Genomic DNA, 20,876 nt, shown 5'->3' with positions numbered 1-20,876 from the left:
GAGGTGTATAAGAGACCGCGCTGGGGCCGGAGGCGGGCGCCGCGCCGGGGTCTGCCGATGCGCAGGCCGCCAGCCCCAACAAGCCGCACAGCAGCCAAGCCCTGCGCAAGGGCAGCAAGTGGCTGTGTCCAAAGATCAGGGGATGGCGCATTGCAGGTCTCCAAAGGTTTATTTGCCAAGACCCCATAGTGCCAGCATCGCCACCGCCCCACCGGATGCCAGGCTTTGGAGCACAGCAGCAACCGTTGTTCCGGCTGGTTGCCCTTGGTGCTCACGCCCGCCGCGCCGTGGTCCACAGCGCCGCCAGCACGATCAGGCCGCCGCCCACCCATCCCATCACCCCCAGACTTTCTCGCAACCACAGCACGGCAAACAGCGCGCCAAAGGCCGGCTCGCTGCTGGTCAACAGCGCCACGCGGCTGGGCGCGCTGTATTTGAGCGCCCAGTTCTGCGCGAAGAATGCAAACACCGTGCAGCCCAACACCAGGTAGACCGTGGCCTGCCAGAACGCGGGCGTGCTCGGCAGCGCCGGCAGGCCGCTGCCGGGCATGCACAGGGCGAGTAGCAGGCTGCCAAAGCCGATGACCGCCGCCTGCACCGCCGTCAGCGCCAGTGCGGGCGCAGTGCTGCCGCGGGTCAGCTTGCTGGTCTGGCAGACGGTAATGGCGCGCAAGACGGCCGCCGCCAGCATCAGCGCGTCGCCCCAACCCATGTCGCCCACCAGGCCGCCGCTCAGCAAGGCCGCACCCAAGAGCGAGACGCCAGCGAACACAAACACCGCGCGCTCAGGCCGCTGGCGCAGCATGCCCCACTCCACAAAGGGCGTGAACACCACGCACAGGCTGATCAAAAAGGCTGCATTGCTGGCCTGGGTCAGCGCCACGCCAAAGGTTTCGGACAAGAAGATGCACAGCATCAACAGGCCCAGCGGCCAGCCGGCGCGCAGCGCGTCTTGCCATTGCTGGCGTTCCAGCTTGACCACGGTCGGCAGCAGCAGCACAAAGGTCAGGATAAAGCGCACCGCCAGAAAACCCAGCACCGGGTAGTAGGCCAGCGCGCCCTTGGCCACGCCATAGCTGGTGCCCCAGACGATGGCCACCGCCAGCAGCATCAGGTCCGACAGGCGTAGCAGGTGTTTGGGTTGGGAAAGGACCAGGGTGTTCATGGTGAATAGGCAGTTGTGAAACGTTCCCTGGATTGTTTATTTAATCTTCATTGCTGATAATCCAGGTTCAAAGAACAGCACTTGTGCGCTATGAGCATTAATCCCCCCCTGGACAACCTGCCCGACATGGCCGTGTTTGCCCGCGTCGTGGACGCCGGCAGCTTCTCGGCCGCGGCCCGTCAGCTGGGGCTGACGCCCTCGGCCGTGAGCCGCCAGGTGGCACGGCTGGAGGGCGTGCTGCACGTGCGCCTGCTGGAGCGCACCACGCGCAAGCTGCGGCTGACCGAGGCCGGCACCGCCGCCTATGACCGCTGCCAGTCGCTATGGACCGCCGCGCGCGAGGTGATGGCGCTCAGCGACACCCACACGACCCAGCCACGCGGCCTGGTGCGCGTCAGCATGCCCAAGGCTGTGGGCCGCCAGCTGATCCACCCGCTGATGCCCGGCTTTCTGCGTGCCTACCCCGAGGTGGATGTGCAACTGGTCATCACCGACCGCGTCGTCGATTTGTTTGAAGACGGCATAGACCTGGCCATACGCGCCACCGAGGCCCCGCCACCTGGCCTGGCCGGGCGCCCGCTGATGCCACTGCACCACCTGGTCTGCGCCAGCCCGGCCTACCTGGCCGCGCACGGCACACCGGCCCACCCGCGTGATCTGGCGCAGCACAGCTGCCTGTACCTGGGCGAGGACGAACGCGACCGCAACTGGCGCTTCCGCAAAGACGGCACCGAGACCAGCGTGCGCGTCCGCGGCCGCTACGTGGCCAACCACAGCGAGGTGCGGCTGGAGGGTGCGCTCGAAGGCTTTGGCATCGCCAGCCTGCCCGAGTTTGCCGCCGCCAAGCACCTGCACAGCGGCGCGCTGACGCAAGTGCTGCAGGACTGGGAACACCGCACCGACTACGCCGGCACCGCCTGGCTGCTGTACCCGCCCAACCGTTTTCTGGCGGCCAAGATTCGGGTGTGGATTGACTATGTGGTGGCGCATTTGGCGGCAGGGCAAAATCGGCAGCAATGACTGCTTCCGCCGATCCCTCTCCTTCTCTCCCGTCCCACACCAACGCCTCCGCCATGCTGCTGGCCGCCGGCCGCGGCGAACGCATGCGGCCGTTGACCGACCACACGCCCAAGCCTTTGCTGGCCGTGCAGGGCAAGCCGCTGATGCAGTGGCACCTGGAGGCGCTGGCGCGCGGCGGCTTTGACAACGTGGTCGTCAACACGGCCTGGTTGGGGGAGCAGATTGCGGACAGGTACTCTGATGACTTCAGCCTCCAGCCATCGTCGCATCTACATGAAGCGCTACCAAATCAAGAGCAATCTTCAGCAGCGGTCCGCATCCGATACTCCCACGAAGGCCGCGATTTCGGCGGCGCGCTGGAGACCACGGGCGGCATAGCCCGCGCGCTGCCGCTGCTGTGCCCCGCGCAAAGCGATGGCGTGTTCTGGGTGCTGGCCGGTGACGTGTTCGCGCCCGACTTTGTGTTCCATCAGACCGATGTGGACCGCTTCATCGCCAGCGGCAAGCTGGCCCACCTGTGGCTGGTGCCCAACCCCGCACACAACCCGCGTGGCGACTTTGGCCTGGCGCCCGAGCCCGGCCTGGGCGAGGGCATAGGGCTGGCGCTCAACCTGCCGGCCGACGACCCGCAACCCCGCTATACCTACAGCACCATAGGCCTGTACCGCGCCGCGCTGTTCACCCAGCCCTGGTGCGACATCCCCTGGGGCAACCCCCAGGGCGAGAAGGCCGCCCTGGTGCACCTGTTGCGCGCGGGCATGGCCCAGCAGCAGATCACCGCCCAGCTCTACACCGGCCGCTGGACCGACGTGGGCACGCCCGAACGGCTGGCTCAGCTCAACGCCGTCGCTTAAATTCAGGCCAGCACATGACCACCATGCCAAACCTCACCCTTGCCATCGGCCGCGCTCTGCTGCTGAGCACCTGCCTGCTGGGGCCTGCACTGCAGGCCGCCGAAACCGGCACCCCCGCCGCTGCAACAACCCCAGCCCCCCGCACCGTCCCCGACACCATGGCCCAGCGCATACAGGCCTGCACCGCCTGCCATGGCAAAGAGGGGCGGGCCACGAATGCGGGCTACTTCCCGCGCATTGCCGGCAAGCCGGCGGCCTACCTGTACAACCAGTTGCGCAATTTCCGCGACGGGCGGCGCACCAATGCGGCCATGACCCACCTGATAGACCACCTGTCGGACGCCTACCTGCGCGAGATGGCCGACTACTTTGCCAGCCAGGACCTGCCCTACCCACCACCGCAAACCGCCAATGCCCCGGCCGCCGTGCTGGAGCAGGCCCGGGTGCTGGTGCAGCAGGGCGACGCCCAGCGCCAGATTCCCGCCTGCACCCAGTGCCACGGCAAGACCATGACCGGCGTGCAGCCCGCCTTCCCCGGCCTGTTGGGCTTGCCGCGGGATTACCTGATTGGCCAGCTCGGCGCCTGGCAGACCGACAAGCGCCACGCCCACGCGCCCGACTGCATGGGCCAGATCGCCAAACGCCTGACAGTGGATGAGATCAGCGCCATGGCGACCTGGCTGTCGTCGCAAACGCCGCCGCCCGACGCCCATGCCGTTGCGGCCAGCACAGCGCCACTGCCCATGGACTGCGGCAGCGGCCGGCAATAAGAAGAAAGATGCGGCACCTACGATGACTACCCCTGCCACACCGTCTACCTCTTCCACCAACAAACCGACCCCAGGGTGGCTGCGCGGCGCGCGCGTGCTGCTGGTCCTGGCCGTGTTGGCCAGCGCGCTGGTCGCCTGGCTCAATGTGCGCGGCGAAGCCGATGTGGATCTCAACACCCCGGCACCTTCTGCCTCCACGCCCGAGCAGATCGCCCAGGGCGCCTACCTGGCCCGCGCCGGCAATTGCGCGGCCTGCCACACCGCCCGCGGCGGGGCGGCCTATGCCGGTGGGTTGGGCATTGCCACGCCCTTTGGCACGGTCTACACCAGCAACCTGACGCCAGACGCTGACACCGGCCTGGGCAAATGGACGCCAGGCGCCTTCTGGCGCGCCATGCACCACGGGCGCTCGGCCGATGGCCGCCTGCTGTACCCCGTGTTCCCCTACACCAGCTACACCCAGGTCAGCCGCGCCGACAGCGACGCACTGTTCGCCTACTTGCGCAGCCTGCCCCCGGTGGCCCAGCCCAACCGGGCGCACGAACTGGCCTTTCCGTACAACAGCCAGACGGCGCTGGCGGTGTGGCGGGCGATGTTCTTCCGCGCGGCAGAGTTTGTGCCCGACGCCGCACAGACCGCTGAGTGGAACCGCGGCGCCTACCTGGTACGCGGCCTGGGCCACTGTGCCGCCTGCCACGCCGGGCGCAATCTGCTAGGCGCCAGCCGCGGCGAACTGGCGCTGCAAGGCGGGGCCATACCCATGCAGCATTGGTACGCGCCATCACTGGCATCGGCCCGCGAAGCCAGCGTGGCCAGTTGGGACACCCAGCAGGTGGTGGCCCTGCTGAAGACCGGCACATCCGACCACGGCAGCGTCTTGGGGCCCATGGCCGACGTGGTGTTTGGCAGCACCCAATACCTGAACGACGCCGACCTGCGGGCCATGGCCAAGTACCTGAAAGACCTACCAGCCCAGACACCGCCACCGCCCAGCACCGCGTCGTCCGACTCCAGCCAGTACAACAACGGCAAAAAGCTCTACGCCCAGCACTGCGCCGAATGCCATGGCGAGCAGGGCGAGGGCGCACGGGGTGCCTATCCGGCGCTGGCCGGCAACCGCGTGGTGACCATGGACACCCCCGCCAACCTGGTGCAGATCCTGCTGCACGGCGGCTACCCGCCCGCCACGGCCGGCAACCCGCGCCCCTATGGCATGCCCCCCTTCGAGCAGACGCTGGACGGCCCGCAGACCGCCGCCGTGCTGACCTACATCCGCCGCAGCTGGGGCCATACGGCCAGCCCGGTGTCGGCACTGGAGGTGCTGCAGCACCAGTAGGCCTTGGGATGTCGTTTATACCTATTTTGGGTTTATTGAAGCCATCTCCCGGATGATTTTTATCAAATTGGCCTCTAGCCCTCGCCAAATGGACTTTTATTGCTATCAATAACTGAGTGCATCGCCGAGCACGGCTACGCCATCCTCCCCCCGATCCTGGATGCGGCCGAGTGCAGTGCCCTTGCCAACCAAGCAGGTGGCGCGGCGTCATCGGCATCCGGCGGCACACGCCGCCTGCTGCAACAGGACTGGTGCCGCGCGCTGGCTGAGCGCCTGCGCCAGCTCCCGGCCCTGGCGCCGATACTGCAGGCGCCCGGCTTGGTGGCCGTGCAGTGCACCTACTTTGAAAAATCCGCTGGCCGCAACTGGTTGGTACCGGTGCACCAGGATCTCAGCATCCCGGTGGCCCGGCGCGTAGACCACCCCAGCCTGGGACCGTGGTCCGAGAAGGAGGGCACGCTGTTCGTGCAGCCCCCGGTCGCGCTGCTGGAGCAGCTGATCGCCGTGCGCGTACACCTGGATGCCTGTACGGCTGACGATGGGCCGCTGCGCACCATTCCCGGCTCCCACCGCCTGGGCCGGATCGACGCAGAGGCCGCGGCCGCCCTGCGCCAAACCCAGCCCGAGCAGGTGTGCGCCGTGGAGCAGGGCGGCGCCATGCTGATGCGCCCGCTGCTGTTGCATGCCTCGTCCAAGGCCACCGGGATCAGCCGGCGGCGGGTACTGCATTTTTTGTTTGGGCCGGCAAGCCTGCCGCTGGGGCTGCGGTGGCAAGAAGCGGTTTGAATCGCGGTGTGATGCGCGACAGAGCGGACCAGGGCGCACGGCGGCTTCTTCAGTAGACTCCGACCATGTCGTCCACCCCCGCCATCGCCCACCACACCCAGCACGGTGAGGCACCGCCGTCGGCGGGCTTGTCGCCGTGGACCCGGTTTCTGTGGGAGACGCCGCTGCTGCTGTCCATCCTGTTCACGGCGCTGGTGGTGGTCTGGGCGCAGGACAACGACAAGCTGGAGCGCGAAGCGCTGCGCCAGTCGGTGATGGCCGACACACTGAGCCTGGAGGCGCAGTTGGCCGCGCGGTTGGAGACCGAGGCCGTCAAGCTGCGCGCGGCGGCCACGCATTTGCCCACCGCGGGCGCCGACCCCAACCGCCAACTGGCCAACCAACCCGAGATCGCCGCCGGCCTGGACCGGCGCTGGCTCAACGTGATCTGGCTGGACGCCGATATGCGCATCGTGGCCGAGGCGCGGCGCGAACAACGGCCCGGCTCCCCCAACCAGCCGGCCCAGCCCCAGGCCCAGGGCATCACGCTGCACCTGATCGCGCCGACCAGCGACGAACACCATCCCCATACCGGGCAGCTGATCGCCCGCTACGACCCAACCGACCTGATCCAGAGCAAGGACTTCTGGTGGCTGGCCGCGCAGTACGAGGTGCAATTGCTGTCCGGCCTGGGCGAGGTCATCGTGTCCACCGCAAGCCCGGGCCATGTCGCCCGCGGCGAGACCTATGAGACCCCCTTCAACGCGATCGCCGATGCCCGGCTGCGCCTGACCCAGCGCGTGCGCCAGCCCCACTGGTTCACCACGCTGCCGGTGGTGCTGATGGTGGGCTTTCTGGTGCTGATCAGCATTGCCACGCTGCTGTTGCGCCGCCAGATGCGGCAGGTCACGCGGGCCGAGGCGGCCTGGCGCACCGAGGCTGCTTGGCGCCAGTCGCTGGAAGAGTCGGCCCTGGTGGGCCTGCGCGCCCGCGACCTGGATGGCGACCTGCTGTTTGCCAACCGCACTTTTTGCGAAATGGTGGGCTATACCCTGGAGGAGTTGATGGCGCAGGGTGGGGCGTTTGATGACCAGGTGCAGGTCCGCCACGAGGGCAGCGCCAACCACCCCACGCAGCGCACCGGCCACGAGACCCGCTGGCGCCACCGCGATGGCCGCATGCTCGACGTGATGGTGTTCGAGTCGCCGCTGGTGGATGGTGCGGGAATCCAGGTGGGCTGGATGGGCTCCATCGTCGATGTGACCGAACGCAAACGCCTGGAAGAACTGGAGCGCCGCCAGCGCGAGGTGCTGAGCAACCACGCCCGCCTGTCCACGCTGGGCGAGGTGGCGTCCACGCTGGCCCATGAGCTGAACCAGCCGCTGACCAGCATCGTCAGCTACAGCGCGGGCATCGCCAAGGCCCTGGGCAAGCAACCCGGCACCCAGCCCGACCTGCTGGCCGCAGCCCAGGCCTTGTCGCGCCACGCGTCCATGGCCGGCGGCATCGTGCACCGCATACGCGCCCGCCTGGCCCGCAAGGAGCTGGTGATGGAGGCCCACGACATCAATGCCATCGTCACAGACGCGGCAGTCCTGCTGCAGCGCGATTTCAAACGGGCCAGCGTGACGGTGACGCTGGACTTGGACGACAGCTTGCCGCTGGTGCGCATGGACCGTATTGGCATCGAACAGGTCATCACCAACCTGCTGCGCAATGCCAACGACGCCATGGCGCACGCCCACCCGCCCCGCACGCTGAACCTGCGCACAGGGCTGAGCTTCATACCGCCGCTGGGCCGCGCCGAGGGCTGGGTCACGGTGACCATTACCGACAGCGGGCCGGGCCTGGGTGGGCGCGACATCGAAACACTGACCGAGGCCTTTTTCTCGACGAAGAAAGAAGGCACGGGCCTGGGGCTGGCGATCTGCCGCTCCATACTGGAGTCGCATGGCGGCGTGCTGCATGCGGAAGACGCGCCTGGCGGTGGTGCCCGCTTCAGCTTTTCATTGCCGCCCGACACCATGACCCACACAACACATACAAGCGACGAGACAACGACCACACCATGACAAGCCCTGAACCCGCCATCTACCTGTGCGACGACGACGAGGGCGTACGCTCGTCGATCGCCTTCCTGTTGCGCCAGCACGATCTGCAAGTGCACACCTACGCCAGCGGGCCTGAGCTACTGGCCGCGCTGGACAGCGCCACAAGCCCGCTGCGCGGCATCTTCGTGCTGGACGTGCGCATGGAGCCGTTGTCGGGCCTGCAGGTGCACGACGCGCTAATCGCCCGCGGCATGGGCAACCGCATGCCGGTGCTGTTCTTGAGCGGCCATGGCGATATACCGATGGCCGTGGGTGCCATGGCCAAGGGCGCATTCAGCTTTGTCGAAAAGCCCTATGCCGACGATGCCCTGGTGCAGCTGATGCACAAGGCGCTGGCACTGGAGGTGCAGTGGCATGGCCGCATGGCCCGCATCGACGCGCTGCGCCAGTTGATCGAGGGCCTGTCACGCCAGCAGGTGCGGCTGATGCCCATGGTGGCCGCCGGCGAGCTGAACAAGACCATTGCCTGGAAGATGGAGCTGAGCGTGCGCACGGTGGAAGAGCACCGGCGCAAGATCTTCGAGCGGCTCAATGTGCACTCCGCCGCCGAACTGGCCACGCTGCTGGCGGAGGCACGCACGGCGGGCATCACCATCCCCTCGGGTGAGATGTAGCCCTCTTCTGCCGTCCCTTCTTCTAACCCAACCAAACCTTCAAGTCCGCCTTCAACTTCTTCAAATCCTCGGTGCGCGTGTACATCATGTGACCGGCATCGTAGTAGCGGTGCGTGATGCGGGCCATGACCTCGGGCGGCACATCCATGCGGGCCAAGGAATAGTCGCTGGCCGAGTAGGGCGTACCCAGGTCGTAATAACCGCTGGCCACCAGGACGCGCAGATGCGGGTTGCGCCGCAGCGCCCGCGCCAGCGCGCCGCTGGTGCTGGTATAGCTGTTGCCCTTGGATTCACCCTGCAACCAGTTCCAGGATTTGTTGACGTCCATGGACAAAATCTCGTAGCGCTGGTCGGTCTGCACACCCAGTTGCTCGCGCATGTAAACGTTGCTGGCCATGGTGTAGGGGCCGACGATGGCTTCCATGCCGGGGTCAAACTCCCAGGTGCGCGATTTGCGGGCACCCATGGGGCCGGTGACACGGGCCTCCAGCCGGCCAACCATGCGGCCCTGGTCGCGCAGCAGCTCGCTGAAGAACAATTGGTCGGAGATGCGCAGGTCGTTGTCCTCGATGACGTCGGTTCGCAAGCCCGTCAGCTCGGCCAGGCGTTTGGCAATGCGACTGCGCTGCACCGGCGCCAGGCGCGCGCCCTGGTGCAGTGCGGCCAGGTAGTCGGTCTGCACAAAGGCCTCGGCCGCGGCCCGGGCCTGGGCGCCCGACTCGCCCAGCGGGCCCTTGAGCTTGCCGTGGTACTGGGCGGCAGCGGCAAAGCCGGGCACAAAGAGGGCGTGGGCCAGGTCGTTTTTGCCTTCAAACTCCAGCGTCTGGATGTCCATGGCGCAGCTCACCAGAATGACACCCGCCAGCGCGATGCCCATGTCCAGCAGTTTGTCGGCCAGGGCTGCGCCGCGCGTGGTGCCGTAGCTCTCGCCGGCCAGGTAGATGGGCGAGCCCCAGCGCTGCGTGCGGCCCAGGTGTACGCGTATGCATTCGGCCAAGGCCTCCACGTCGCCATCGACGCTGAGCATCTTCTTGCGTGCCGCCTCGCTGGCGGTCAGCGAATAGCCGGTGTGCGGCGGGTCCACAAACACCAGGTCAAAGTGTTCAAACCAGGTGTGGGGGTTGTCCTCCACGTTGTAGGGCGGGGGCGGCATGCTGCCGTCGTCGTTGATATGCACGCGCTTGGGCCCCAAGGCGCCCAGGTGCAGCCAGACCGAGGCCGAGCCGGGGCCACCATTGAAAGCAAAGAGGATGGGGCGATCCGCAGGCTTGGGGGCCACGCCCTTGTGCTGCAGCGTGTAGCTGGTCAGGAACAAGGCGGCATCGGGCTCGCCCTGGTGACTGTCGGACATATGAGCAACGATGGGTACAAAGCCCACGTTGGCGCTGTAGTGCAGCGTTTTGCCGCCCGCCAAAGTCACGCTGCCGGTACTGGTCTGCGCTGGCTGCAGCAGCAGGCGTTCCACGCGCTCACGTTGGCGTTTTTTCTCGTCGTTGTCGGAAAGGGTTTTGTCGTTGTTGGTGTCCACCATGCTGCGCCATGCCTCCTGGTATAGGTTTGAATTGCAAGGCGCAGTCTAAGGGAGTGGCTCAGGCTTTCTTCGCCGCGCGGGGCTTGGTGGCTTTTTGTGCGCTTTGGCCACCCGACAGCGCAGGCCCCAAGGCCCGCAGGGTCAACTGGCGTATCAACACTTCCGTATCGGGCGTGGGCCCAGGCAAGTCGTCGAAGGCACCGTCGATCAACAAATGGCTCACGCCATGGGACAGGCTCCAGCCGCACAGCGCCAGCTCGGGGCCGTTGGCCGCATCGTGTGCGCAGGCCGCTGCCATCAGCAGGCCAAAGGCGCGGTGCGATGCCGCCTGCAAGGCCGGATAGCTTGCGGCCTGGGTCAGTTGGGGTGCAAACATCAGCCGAAAGCGTGCCGGTTGCGCGCGCGCGCAGCGCACATAGGCCTGGCCGATCTGCAACAGACGCTCATGGGTATCGGGCGTGCGGCTGGCCTCTTGCATGGCGTCACCCAGTGCGGTGAAACCCCGCTCTGCTACGGCGGCCAGCAGGTCGTTGAGGCTGGGGAAGTGGTGGTACGGCGCGGCGTGGGACACGCCGGCCGCCTTGGCCACATCGCGCAGCGTGGTGCCGTGCACGCCGCGCTCGGCCAGCAGGGTCTCAGCCGCCAACAGCAGGGATTCGCGCAGGTTGCCGTGGTGATAAGTCTTGGGTGGTGGAGTCGGGGTCTTGCGCGCTGCGCGTTTGGCGGGGGTTGGTACAGCACGGTTTTTGGAGGCAGGCATGGCCTTATCTTGACATGAGAAAGATTATCATGCAACAATCTACTCACATCTTTCTGTTGTAAAGATTGCTCAGGAGCCTCCCATGCTGTTGTACGCCCCCGGTTTCATCGTCGCCAGTGCCGCCATATTGGGCCTGCTGGGCGCCTTGCACCTGCTGTTCACGTTCACGGGCAATCGTTTTGATCCGCGGGACGCAACCGTGGCCGAGGCCTTGCGGGCGGTGTCACCCATCATTTCGCGCCAGACCACAATGGCCCGCGCCGCCAAAGGTTTCCACGCCAGCCACAGTCTGGGTGCGCTGCTGTTCGCGCTGGTGTGGAGTTATCTGGCGCTGCTCCACTGGGCGATGTTGCAGCAATCGGCGTTCCTGATGGGGCTGGGCATGGCCATGCTGCTGGCTTACCTGGCGTTGGCCAAGCGCTACTGGTTCAGCGTGCCGCTGCGGGGTATCGCCGTCGCCAATGCCTTGTACGCCACGGGCCTGGGCCTGTGGCTTCTTGCCAATTGATGCACCCCCCACGCCAAGGAATCGAGCCATGAACAACAAACGCACACTGCAAGTGGTGAGTGCCTTGATGGGCACGGTGCCGGTGGCCACCGGTGTTGTGCAGATGATGGGCCTGCACGACCCGCTGTACGCCGGCCTGCATCTGCCGGCGGACGCCACGCTGGACAGCAATCTGCGCTTTCTAGCCGGTGTGTGGCTGGGCTTGGGGCTGGCGAACTGGTGGCTGGTGCCGCGCATCACCGAACAGACAGCGCTGTTTCGCGCCCTGTGGCTGATGATCTTCATCGGCGGACTGGGCCGCTTGTTGTCCCTGTTGCAAGTGGGCCAACCCCTGGTGCCCTTCGTTGCCTTCACGGCCCTGGAGGTGCTGGGCGCACCGCTTTTTGTCTATTGGCAGCACCGCGTCGTACAAAACAACAGTTGACGCTGGGCGGGGCTGGCATTAGCCTGTGGCCGATCCAGGCCGCCCGCCCATGCACACCCCGCCCGATACACCGCACCGATCGCCACGCCGCGAGCTGCACCGCCAGCGCGTGCGCATGACGCTGTGGATAGGCGCGAGCTTGCTCATCGTACTGGGCATTGGCTGGGCCATCTTCTTTGCCACCCAAGGGGCCTGGCCCATCGTGGCGGTGGATCTGGTCATGCTGGGCGCAGGCAGCGTGGTGGCGGTGCTGACCCACTACAAGCGCACACGTATGGCTTTCTTTGTGCTGCTCAGCAGTGCGTTCCTGGTCATCTGCGTCTTTTGCCTGGTGCTGGACATTGCCACCCCGCAGGCGCCACGCTCCATCCACAACTTTTTGCTGGTGCTGGCGATCGCCTCCCTGGTGTTCTTGCGCGACGACACCGTCGTCATGCGCTACAGCATTACTGGCATCTGCTGCCTCGGCTTTGTGGTGCTGGCCAGTTGGCCTGCGGGCATTGACATTGGCTACACGGTGCCCGAGAGCGTGCGCGTCGGCGGCACCTGGGTCAACAACCTGTTTTCGGCGCTGGGCATCTATGCGCTGGTCCATGTCATGGTGTCGGATCTGGCCGAGCATTCGGCGATGGAGGTGGCGCTGCGCAAGGGCATCATGCGCGGCGAGTTTTTCCTGACCTACCAGCCCCAGGTCACGTCGCAAGGCCAGGTGGTAGGGGCCGAGGCCTTGCTGCGCTGGCGCCATCCCAAGCTGGGGCTGGTGCCGCCCGATGAGTTCATTCCGCTGGCAGAGCAGACCGGCCTGATCCTGCCGCTGGGGGCCTGGGTGCTGGGCATGGCCTGTTCGCAGCTGGTGGACTGGTCGCGCAAGCCAGGTCTCGACGGGCTGACGCTGGCCGTGAATGTCAGCGTGCGCCAGTTCCGCCAGGCCGATTTTGTGCAGCAGGTGCAGTCGGTCATTGAGCGCACCGGCGTGCAGCCCAGCCGCCTGAAACTGGAGGTGACCGAAAGCTCGTTGGTGCACGACATGGATGACATCATTGCCAAGATGGAGCAGCTCAAGGCGCTGGGCGTGGGCTTCTCGCTGGACGATTTCGGCACCGGCTATTCGTCGCTGAACTACCTCAAGCGCCTGCCGCTGGACCAGTTGAAAATCGACCAGTCCTTTGTGCGCGATATCCTGACCGACAGCAACGACGCGGCCATTGCCCGCATGGTCATAGGCCTGGGTGACAGCCTGCACTTCGCGGTCATTGCCGAGGGGGTCGAAACAGTGGGGCAGCAGCAATTCCTGGTGCAGAACGGCTGCCACCTGTTCCAGGGCTATCTGTTCAGCAAGCCGGTGCCGGCCGAGGCTTTTGAGGCCTATGTGGCGGCCACCGGTACCGTGCCCGTTCAGGAGCTGCCCGTTGCCGGCATGCGAAAGGTGTCGGGTTCCAGCGGCACCAGAATCCACATCAGCGCATAGAACAGCAGGCCGGTGCCGGCGCAGATCAGCATCAGCGCAAACAGCAAGCGCCACAGCCAGGCATCCATGCCGGTCCATTGGGCCAGGCCGCCGCAGACGCCGCCCAGCCATTGGTCACTGCGGGAGCGGTGCAGGCCATTGAGCGCCGTGATGCCGGACCGGGGAGCTGCGGCGGTGGGTGTACCTTGCAGCAGGCATGCCTTGGCCTGCGCAAATTCGGCCTCGCTCAGCGCACCGCGGTTGCGCATTTGTTCCAGGTTTTCCAGTTCTTGGGCCAAGCTACTCATAGTGACATCCTCAGTTGTTGATTCCATGCCCACCTTGGCTACACAGACCCCAAGGGGTCCATGATCCAGGCTGCGGTGGGCTGAAGCCTCGGATGGGTCAAGAATAGGTAGCCCGGGCCTCGCATTCCAGCTGCATGCGACCAAGCGCAGTTTGCGCCGCATGGAATTCGAAAGCGCCGAGATGGACCGCAATGCCCCCAAAACGACCGGGGAGTGCGGAGGCGGAGCTGGCGACGAACCCAGCCTGCCGCGCGAATTCGACCGTTCTTCGCGCGCTGGCGCAGTCCATCGCAACGCGCTGGCGTAGGCAGGTCGCCACTTCTACAGTTCGTCCATCGGGTCCCAAAGACCACCCAGCCACACAGACAAGCAACCGGAGAACACCATGACGAACTTCACACGCAGCAACCGTTTCAGCCTTAGCGCCTTTGCCATCGCCGCCACGGCTTTTGCCGTTTTGCACGGCAGCATGCTGATGGGCTTTGACCAGCTTGCCAGCAACGGCCACACCAGCCCCGCGGCCAACCAAATGGCCAAGACGAATGCCGCAACGCCCACGATCAAGCTGGAGCGCGTGGTCATTACCAGCCGCCGCGCCTAAGCAGCGACCCAACAGCCGATCCACAGGAGCACACCGCATGCGCGACTTTCTGAAACAGAACCGCGGCTTCATCGCGTTCTTGTTGTGCTTTGGCTTCTTCCGCTTGGCGATTGCCGACTGGAACCCGGTGCCCACCGGCTCCATGCGCCCCAACATTCTGGAAGGCGATGTGGTGCTGGTGAACCGCGTGGCCTATGACTTCAAGCTGCCGCTCAGCGATGTGTCCCTGGTCAGCGTGGGCAACCCCGTGCGTGGCGACGTCATCACCTTCAGTTCGCCCACCGATGGCACCCGCCTGATCAAGCGCCTGGTGGCACTGCCGGGTGATGTTGTCGAGATGCGCAACGAAGTGCTGACCATCAATGGCGTCGTCGCGGAGTACAGCGAACCCAGCACACGCCCCGAGCCCCTCGAGAGCGGCGCCAGCACAACCGCGCTGCAGATCCGTGAGCGCCTGGCGGGCAGCGAACGCACTGTGCAGTTCCTGCCCGACGTGGGTGCACGGCGCAACTTCGGCCCTCTGGTTGTACCCAAGGACCACTATTTCTTCCTTGGCGACAACCGCGACAACAGCGCCGACTCGCGTTACATCGGCTTCGTGCCCCGGCACCTGCTGATCGGCAAGGCGCACCACATCGTGCTGTCCGCCGCCATCAAGGGCGACTGGCTGCCCCGCCTGGAGCGCACCGGGCAACGCATCGAATGAGTTAGCCGGCCACCCCGGTATCAGCTCATGCATTTTCCGCATTGAACTGTGGCAAATACGGGTGGTGGCCATGATCCACCCACGAAGCCCAGGTCTACAATGCAAGGCCCATAACAGGGCACCGGGCCATGCGCCTTCTTCGCACGGACAGGCGCCGCAGAGGATGCAAGATGCCAATTCAGACGCCGATTTCCCCTAAGCCACCGGTCTCCAATTCTGCGGAAAAAGGCGCGCAGTTGCGCCAGGCCGCCCTGGAGTACCACGAGTTTCCAATCCCGGGGAAGGTCGCCGTCAGCGCCACCAAGCAGTTGCTGAACCAGCATGATCTGGCCCTGGCCTACTCTCCCGGTGTCGCCGCGCCCTGCGAAGAGATCGTCAAAGACCCCAATAACGCCTTCAAGTACACCAGCCGCGGCAACCTGGTCGCCGTCATCAGCAATGGCACGGCCGTGCTGGGCCTGGGCGACATCGGCCCGCTGGCCTCCAAGCCGGTCATGGAAGGCAAGGGCGTGCTGTTCAAAAAGTTTGCGGGCATCGACGTGTTTGACCTGGAGATCGACGAGAAGCACGATCTGGACAAGCTGGTGGACATCATTGCTGCGCTGGAGCCCACGTTCGGTGGCATCAACCTCGAAGACATCAAGGCGCCCGACTGCTTTTACGTAGAGCGCAAGCTGCGCGAACGCATGAAGATCCCGGTCTTCCACGACGACCAGCACGGCACGGCCATCTGCGTGGGCGCGGCCATTTTGAATGGCTTGAAGATCGTCGGCAAAGACCCCAAGACCGTCAAGCTGGTCACCTCGGGTGCCGGTGCCGCGGCGCTGGCCTGCCTGGGCCTGTTGGTCAAGCTGGGCATCCCGCGCGAGAACATCTGGGTCACCGACCTGGCCGGTCTGGTCTACGAAGGCCGTACCGAACTGATGGACGAGGACAAGGCCCAGTTCGCCCAAAAGACAGAGCAGCGCACACTGCGCGAGGCCATCGCCGGCGCCGACATCTTCCTGGGCCTGTCCGCCGGCGGCGTGCTCAAGGCCGATATGGTCAAGTCCATGGCGGCCAAGCCACTGATACTGGCGCTGGCCAACCCCACACCCGAGATCCTGCCGGAAGACGTGAAGGCCGTGCGCGACGATGCCATCATGGCCACGGGCCGCACCGACTACCCCAACCAGGTCAATAACGTGCTGTGCTTTCCCTACATCTTCCGCGGTGCGCTGGATGCAGGGGCCTCCACGATCACCGTAGAGATGGAAATCGCCGCGGTGCATGCCATTGCCGACCTGGCACAGGCCGAGCAAAGCGAGGTCGTGGCCATGGCCTACGCCGGCGAGCAGTTGGCCTTTGGCCCCGAGTACCTGATCCCCAAGCCCTTTGATCCGCGCCTGATGATGAAGATCGCGCCGGCCGTGGCCCAGGCCGCCGCCGACAGCGGCGTGGCGCTGCGCCCGATCAAGGACCTGGATGCCTACCGCGAGCGGCTGCAAAGCTTTGTCTATGCGTCGGGCACGACGATGAAGCCCATCTTCACCGCCGCCAAGAAGGCACTCAAAAAACGCGTGGCCTTTGCCGAAGGCGAGGAAGAGCGCATCCTGCGTGCCGCGCAAATCGTCGTGGACGAAGGCATCGCGCTGCCCACGCTGATCGGCCGCCCCACGGTCATCGCCGAGCGGGTGGAGAAATTCGGCCTGCGCCTGAAAGAGGGCGTGGACTACAACGTCGTCAATGTGGAGCAGGACCACCGCTACCGCGACTTCTGGCAGACCTACCACCAGATGACCGAACGCAAGGGCGTGACGGCCCAGATGGCCAAGATCGAGATGCGCCGGCGCCTGACGCTGATCGGCTCCATGCTGCTGCACAAAGGCGATGTGGATGGCATGATTTGCGGCACCTGGGGCACCACCGCGGTGCACCTGCAATACATCGACCAAGTCATTGGCAAACGCCCGGCGCAGGGAACTGACCCCAGCCTGGACGTCTACGCCTGCATGAATGGCCTGATGCTGCCCGGACGCCAGGTTTTCCTGGTCGACACCCACGTCAACTACGACCCCACCGCGCCGCAGCTGGCCAAGATCACCATCATGGCCGCCGAGGAAATGCGCCGCTTTGGCTTCAAACCCAAGGCTGCGCTGCTAAGCCACTCCAGCTTCGGCAGCAGCAACGAGCCCAGCGCGCTGAAGATGCGCGAGACCCTGCGCCTGTTGCAGCAGCAGGCACCCTGGCTGGAAGTCGACGGCGAAATGCACGGCGATGTGGCGCTGGACGGTGCCGCCCGCAAGGTTCTGATGCCCAACAGCACGCTGCATGGCGACGCCAATCTGCTGGTCCTGCCCAATATTGACGCGGCCAATATCGCCTACAACCTGCTGAAGACGGCCGCCGGTGGCAATATTGCCATTGGGCCCGTGCTGCTGGGTGCCGCCAAACCGGTGCATGTACTCACTGCCAGCACCACGGTGCGCCGCATCGTAAATATGACGGCTCTGACCGTGGCCGATGCAAACGCTATCCGCTGAGGCTTTTCACGTAAGTTTGTACACACTAACAGCACAAAATTTTACAGAATCTTTGCTTAATTTTTAGGCAAGGTCTTGCTTTTTTGGGCGGAATACGCGACACTCCTCGTCTTGGATTTTTCGGGTTTACCCGGAGTCGCCTGAGAGGTTTCATGGTGCGCAGAGGTATTGCTAAGTTAGTGTTGACCAGCTTTTTGCTGGTGCTAACCGGGGCTTGGGGGGCTGTTCAAGCCAAGGAAACACATTCCATCGATGCAACGACAACCACGGTTGCATTGAACCAATTACCTCCGCAAGGTATCGAAACCTACCAGCTGATACACCAGGGTGGGCCTTTTCCGTTTGGAAAAGACGGTGTGGTTTTTGGCAACCGCGAGCGGGTGCTACCCGCCGCAAAGCGCGGCTACTACCACGAATACACCGTTAAAACGCCCCGATCACGCGACCGGGGTGCCCGTCGAATTGTGTGTGGAGGCCAAGCCACTGCACCGGATGCCTGTTATTACACGGCCGATCACTATGCGAGCTTTCGCAAGATCGTGCCCTGAAGCGAATTTGTACCTTTAAGAAAGTGAAGCGGGAATGGATATGCCACTTCGAACAGTCAGAACGAATATCGTTCAATCGATTCGGGCCTTTAGGGTGCCCGATTTGCAGGAAGCTGCGCAAGGCTTAGGCCACCACTTCCTGTATGCCAACTTGGCCGAAGCACAGACCAAACAAGACGTGCTGGACATGATTGGCCAACAGTTCAAGTTGCCGGCACACGTGGGCAAGAATTTCGACGCGCTGTACGACAGCATGACCGACCCGGTTCACAAGTCCGGCCCACAGCCCGGCTTTATCGCCGTGCTGGAGCACATCCCCGCCAACGCCAAGTTTGACAAGGAAGCCCGCGAGCAACTGCTCGACATCTTCCGCGACACGGCAGACTATTGGGGGGACCGGAAAATCCCCTTCCGGTGCTTCTATTCTTTTCTGTAGCCCGTTCTGCACAAACCAGCCAAGCAGAACGGGCGAATGAGGCAAACAGCACCATCGCTCAACCCGCAACATCCCTTGCAGGTATCGAGGTCGCTAACGAAACCGGCGAAAAAATGCCGACCGACAAGTTGTTGGACGTATCCCCGTTGGCGCTGCGCATGAGCAGCCCCTTCAACTCCGGATACTGGCTCGCGGCAGCGTAAAGGTAATCCCGTCTGAGGCGCGTCGCGCCTTGAATAAAGCCACTTCCTCTTGGAACGTGGCTTTTTTTACGCCGGCAGTGCCAAGCTGGGGTGCTGCACCAGGGCCACATAATCGGCCACGGGCACTTCTTCGGCGCGGCGTTGCACGTCAAATGTGCCACCAAAACCTTGTTCGTCGAGCCAGCGGCCCAGCGTATGGCGCAGGATCTTGCGGCGCTGACTGAAGGCTACCTGCACCAGCTCGCTGAGCAGCTTCACTTCCACGGTTGGTGGATGTTCCAGCGGCAGCATGCGCACGACGGCACTGTTGACCCGCGGCGGGGGATCGAAACTTTCGGGCGGCACGAACAACACGTTCTCCATCGCATAGCGCCACTGCAGCATCACGCTGAGGCGGCCATAAGCGGCGGTCGCGGGCTCGGCCACCATGCGGTCAATGACCTCTTTTTGCAGCATGAAGTGCTGGTCTTCAATCGCATCCACGGCGTCCAGCAGGTGGAACAGTATCGGCGTTGAGATGTTGTAGGGGAGGTTGCCCACGACCCGCAGCTTGCTGGGAGCAGCAGAAGCCGATGCGTCCGCGTTTGCTACTGAATTAGTAGCATCCCAACTAGATTGCACGAGGGCAAAGTCCACTTTCAGCACATCGGACTCGATGACGGTGAGCTGGCCATGGGCACGCAGGCGCACCGCCAGGTCGCGGTCCAGTTCAATGACCGTCAGATGGCCCAGGCGCTCCACCAAAGGCTGGGTCAGTGCCGCGAGGCCGGGGCCGATTTCTACGACACGCTGGCCCGGTTTGGGCGCGATGGCCTGCACGATGGCATCGATGATGCCGCCATCGGTCAAAAAGTGCTGACCGAAGCGTTTGCGTGCAATATGTTTCATGCGATGCCCCGACCCGGGCGGCGGTGGAGCCTGAGGGTCATATTTACTGTGGTGGCTCGCGCATTTCCACGAAGGCATTGGACCGGACTTCCTTGGCCCAGGTCGCGAACGTGGTGTCGTAGCGGCCGGCACGCAACTGGTTGCGGATGGCGTCGCGCACCTCCTGGGGCTTCATCTCCACCCGGCGGCGTTCCAGCAGCTCGATCAGGTGCACGCCAAAACGCGACACCACCGGTGGGCTGACTTGGCCTTCAGCCAGGCGGTTCATGGCTTCTTCAAACTCCGGCACAAAGGCGCCGGGGCCGACCCAACCCAGGTCACCGCCCTGGGTGTTGCTGCCGTCTTGCGAAAACTCGCGGGCTAGGGCCGCAAAGGTGGCGGTCTTGCTCTCAATGCGCTTCTTGAAGTCGGCCAGCTTGGCAACGGCAGCCGCCTGCGTCAACTCGGGGCTGGCGCGCAGCAGGATGTGGCGCGCATGGCTTTGCACCACCGCCATGGACGGTGCGGCCGCGGCCTTGCGCTCCACCACCTTCAATATGTGAAAGCCGGCATTGGTACGCACGATGTCAGACACCTCACCCACTGCCAGGCTTTGCGTCGCATTGACGAACGCCGGTGGATAGCGGTCCGCACGGCGCAGGCCCATCTGGCCACCATTGCTGCGGTCGGCCGCCGACACCTCTTGCACCAGGGTATTGAAGTCTTCACCAGCACGGATACGGGCCAGCACCTTTTGGGCTTGCGCCGACAAGGCAGCCACCTGATCCGCCGTGGCTTTTTCCGACACCGCGATCAGCAGGTGGCCCAGGTTGACTTCCTGCGCCCCGGGGTCCGATGCGCCGCCTTGTTCGGCCAGCGCGTTGTCGATGTCGGCCTCGGTGATGCGGATGCGGGTGTCGACCTGCTGTTCATGCAAACGGGCCAGCATGACCTGGTCGCGCAACTGCTTGCGGAACTGGCTGATGGAGATGCCGTCGCGCTGCACGCGGGCTCGCAGCTCGGGCACGTCGATCTGGTTCTGGCGCGCCACGGCCTGCTCGGACTGGTCGACGATGGAGTCGTCAACCCGGATGCCGATGTCATAAGCAACCTGCAGTTGCGCCTTCTCATTGATCAGGCGCTCCAGCACCCGGCGGCGCAATTCCTCCGGCGGCGGCGGGTTCTGGCGCTGCTGCGCCATTTCGTTGGTGATACGCTGAACGGCGGTACGAACTTCGCTGTTGGTGATGGGCTCGGAGTTCACAACGGCCACAATGTAGTCGGCTTGCCGAGCGGCCTGTGCTTGTGCACCAACCGCCCCTACGCTACACACAATACCAATGACGGGGGCTGCAGCCCAAATTCGAAAATTCATGGTCT

General features: G+C 64.6%; 21 protein-coding genes. 15 read left to right on the top strand and 6 right to left on the bottom strand.

Annotation, left to right across the window (positions count from 1 at the left end; translation table 11 throughout):
• Positions 1 to 271 precede the first annotated feature (271 nt).
• Complete coding sequence (locus AC07OO_RS17305) at positions 272 to 1,165, bottom strand: DMT family transporter (RefSeq protein WP_495083328.1); 894 nt, start codon at positions 1,163 to 1,165, stop codon at positions 272 to 274.
• 90 nt (positions 1,166 to 1,255) lie between these two features.
• Between AC07OO_RS17305 and AC07OO_RS17300 the strand changes: the two genes are divergently transcribed.
• From AC07OO_RS17300 to AC07OO_RS17270, 7 genes are all read left to right on the top strand, one after another.
• Positions 1,256 to 2,185, top strand: coding sequence for a LysR family transcriptional regulator (locus tag AC07OO_RS17300; protein ID WP_495083327.1), 930 nt, complete (start codon positions 1,256 to 1,258; stop codon positions 2,183 to 2,185).
• Entirely contained in the window at positions 2,182 to 3,039 is an 858-nt protein-coding gene (locus tag AC07OO_RS17295; protein ID WP_495083326.1) for a nucleotidyltransferase family protein, read from the top strand. Before AC07OO_RS17300 ends, AC07OO_RS17295 begins: the two co-directional genes overlap by 4 nt.
• 23 nt (positions 3,040 to 3,062) lie before the next feature.
• Complete coding sequence (locus AC07OO_RS17290; protein WP_495083325.1) at positions 3,063 to 3,809, top strand: c-type cytochrome; 747 nt, start codon at positions 3,063 to 3,065, stop codon at positions 3,807 to 3,809.
• Between the two features lie 22 nt (positions 3,810 to 3,831).
• Positions 3,832 to 5,145 (top strand): c-type cytochrome, encoded by a 1,314-nt coding sequence (locus AC07OO_RS17285; RefSeq protein WP_495083324.1) that lies wholly within the window; start codon positions 3,832 to 3,834, stop codon positions 5,143 to 5,145.
• A gap of 99 nt (positions 5,146 to 5,244) precedes the next feature.
• Entirely contained in the window at positions 5,245 to 5,931 is a 687-nt protein-coding gene (locus AC07OO_RS17280; protein ID WP_495083323.1) for a phytanoyl-CoA dioxygenase family protein, read from the top strand.
• A gap of 65 nt (positions 5,932 to 5,996) precedes the next feature.
• Positions 5,997 to 7,982: a sensor histidine kinase gene (locus AC07OO_RS17275; RefSeq protein ID WP_495083322.1), complete on the top strand. Its 1,986-nt coding sequence runs from the start codon at positions 5,997 to 5,999 to the stop codon at positions 7,980 to 7,982.
• Entirely contained in the window at positions 7,979 to 8,635 is a 657-nt protein-coding gene (locus tag AC07OO_RS17270) for a response regulator transcription factor (protein WP_495083321.1), read from the top strand. The genes AC07OO_RS17275 and AC07OO_RS17270 overlap by 4 nt, the downstream gene beginning before the upstream one ends.
• Before the next feature lie 22 nt (positions 8,636 to 8,657).
• Here AC07OO_RS17270 and AC07OO_RS17265 read toward each other — a convergent pair whose 3' ends face one another.
• The gene (locus AC07OO_RS17265; protein ID WP_495083320.1) at positions 8,658 to 10,166 is read right to left on the bottom strand and encodes a S10 family peptidase; all 1,509 of its coding nucleotides are present in this window, start codon (positions 10,164 to 10,166) and stop codon (positions 8,658 to 8,660) included.
• Between the two features lie 58 nt (positions 10,167 to 10,224).
• Positions 10,225 to 10,926 (bottom strand): TetR/AcrR family transcriptional regulator, encoded by a 702-nt coding sequence (locus tag AC07OO_RS17260; RefSeq protein WP_495083319.1) that lies wholly within the window; start codon positions 10,924 to 10,926, stop codon positions 10,225 to 10,227.
• An 82-nt stretch (positions 10,927 to 11,008) separates the two neighbouring features.
• On the opposite strand from AC07OO_RS17260, the gene AC07OO_RS17255 reads away from it, so the two are divergent.
• From AC07OO_RS17255 to AC07OO_RS17245, 3 genes are read left to right on the top strand one after another with little or no spacing between them, the layout of a single operon-like run.
• A complete protein-coding gene (locus AC07OO_RS17255; protein WP_495083318.1) occupies positions 11,009 to 11,434 on the top strand; it encodes an LIC_13387 family protein in 426 nt (141 codons plus the stop codon).
• Between the two features lie 28 nt (positions 11,435 to 11,462).
• Positions 11,463 to 11,858: a DUF4345 domain-containing protein gene (locus tag AC07OO_RS17250; protein WP_495083317.1), complete on the top strand. Its 396-nt coding sequence runs from the start codon at positions 11,463 to 11,465 to the stop codon at positions 11,856 to 11,858.
• Positions 11,859 to 11,907: 49 nt separating this feature from the next.
• On the top strand, positions 11,908 to 13,326 hold the full coding sequence (locus tag AC07OO_RS17245; RefSeq protein ID WP_495083316.1) for a putative bifunctional diguanylate cyclase/phosphodiesterase: 1,419 nt from the start codon (positions 11,908 to 11,910) through the stop codon (positions 13,324 to 13,326).
• On the opposite strand, the gene AC07OO_RS17240 is transcribed toward AC07OO_RS17245, so the two are convergent.
• Positions 13,254 to 13,613 (bottom strand): PspC domain-containing protein, encoded by a 360-nt coding sequence (locus AC07OO_RS17240; protein ID WP_495083315.1) that lies wholly within the window; start codon positions 13,611 to 13,613, stop codon positions 13,254 to 13,256. The genes AC07OO_RS17245 and AC07OO_RS17240 overlap by 73 nt on opposite strands.
• 385 nt (positions 13,614 to 13,998) lie before the next feature.
• On the opposite strand from AC07OO_RS17240, the gene AC07OO_RS17235 reads away from it, so the two are divergent.
• The 5 genes from AC07OO_RS17235 to AC07OO_RS17215 all read left to right on the top strand — a co-directional run bounded on the left by AC07OO_RS17235 (position 13,999) and on the right by AC07OO_RS17215 (position 18,426).
• Positions 13,999 to 14,214 (top strand): hypothetical protein, encoded by a 216-nt coding sequence (locus AC07OO_RS17235; RefSeq protein ID WP_495083314.1) that lies wholly within the window; start codon positions 13,999 to 14,001, stop codon positions 14,212 to 14,214.
• Positions 14,215 to 14,251: 37 nt separating this feature from the next.
• Positions 14,252 to 14,920, top strand: a complete 669-nt coding sequence (gene lepB, locus AC07OO_RS17230; RefSeq protein ID WP_495083313.1) for a signal peptidase I — start codon at positions 14,252 to 14,254, stop codon at positions 14,918 to 14,920.
• Positions 14,921 to 15,090: 170 nt separating this feature from the next.
• Positions 15,091 to 17,442: an NADP-dependent malic enzyme gene (locus tag AC07OO_RS17225; protein ID WP_495083312.1), complete on the top strand. Its 2,352-nt coding sequence runs from the start codon at positions 15,091 to 15,093 to the stop codon at positions 17,440 to 17,442.
• A gap of 152 nt (positions 17,443 to 17,594) precedes the next feature.
• Entirely contained in the window at positions 17,595 to 17,990 is a 396-nt protein-coding gene (locus AC07OO_RS17220; RefSeq protein ID WP_495083311.1) for a guanyl-specific ribonuclease, read from the top strand.
• Positions 17,991 to 18,024: 34 nt separating this feature from the next.
• On the top strand, positions 18,025 to 18,426 hold the full coding sequence (locus AC07OO_RS17215) for a barstar family protein (protein WP_495083310.1): 402 nt from the start codon (positions 18,025 to 18,027) through the stop codon (positions 18,424 to 18,426).
• A 269-nt stretch (positions 18,427 to 18,695) separates the two neighbouring features.
• Here AC07OO_RS17215 and rsmA read toward each other — a convergent pair whose 3' ends face one another.
• Complete coding sequence (gene rsmA / locus AC07OO_RS17210) at positions 18,696 to 19,517, bottom strand: 16S rRNA (adenine(1518)-N(6)/adenine(1519)-N(6))-dimethyltransferase RsmA (RefSeq protein WP_495083309.1); 822 nt, start codon at positions 19,515 to 19,517, stop codon at positions 18,696 to 18,698.
• 43 nt (positions 19,518 to 19,560) lie between these two features.
• Complete coding sequence (locus AC07OO_RS17205) at positions 19,561 to 20,871, bottom strand: peptidylprolyl isomerase (protein ID WP_495083308.1); 1,311 nt, start codon at positions 20,869 to 20,871, stop codon at positions 19,561 to 19,563.
• Between the last annotated feature and the right edge of the window lie 5 nt (positions 20,872 to 20,876).

The organism is Rhodoferax sp. GW821-FHT07G04, assembly GCF_059418585.1.
This window is presented reverse-complemented; position numbering and strand designations above follow the sequence as displayed.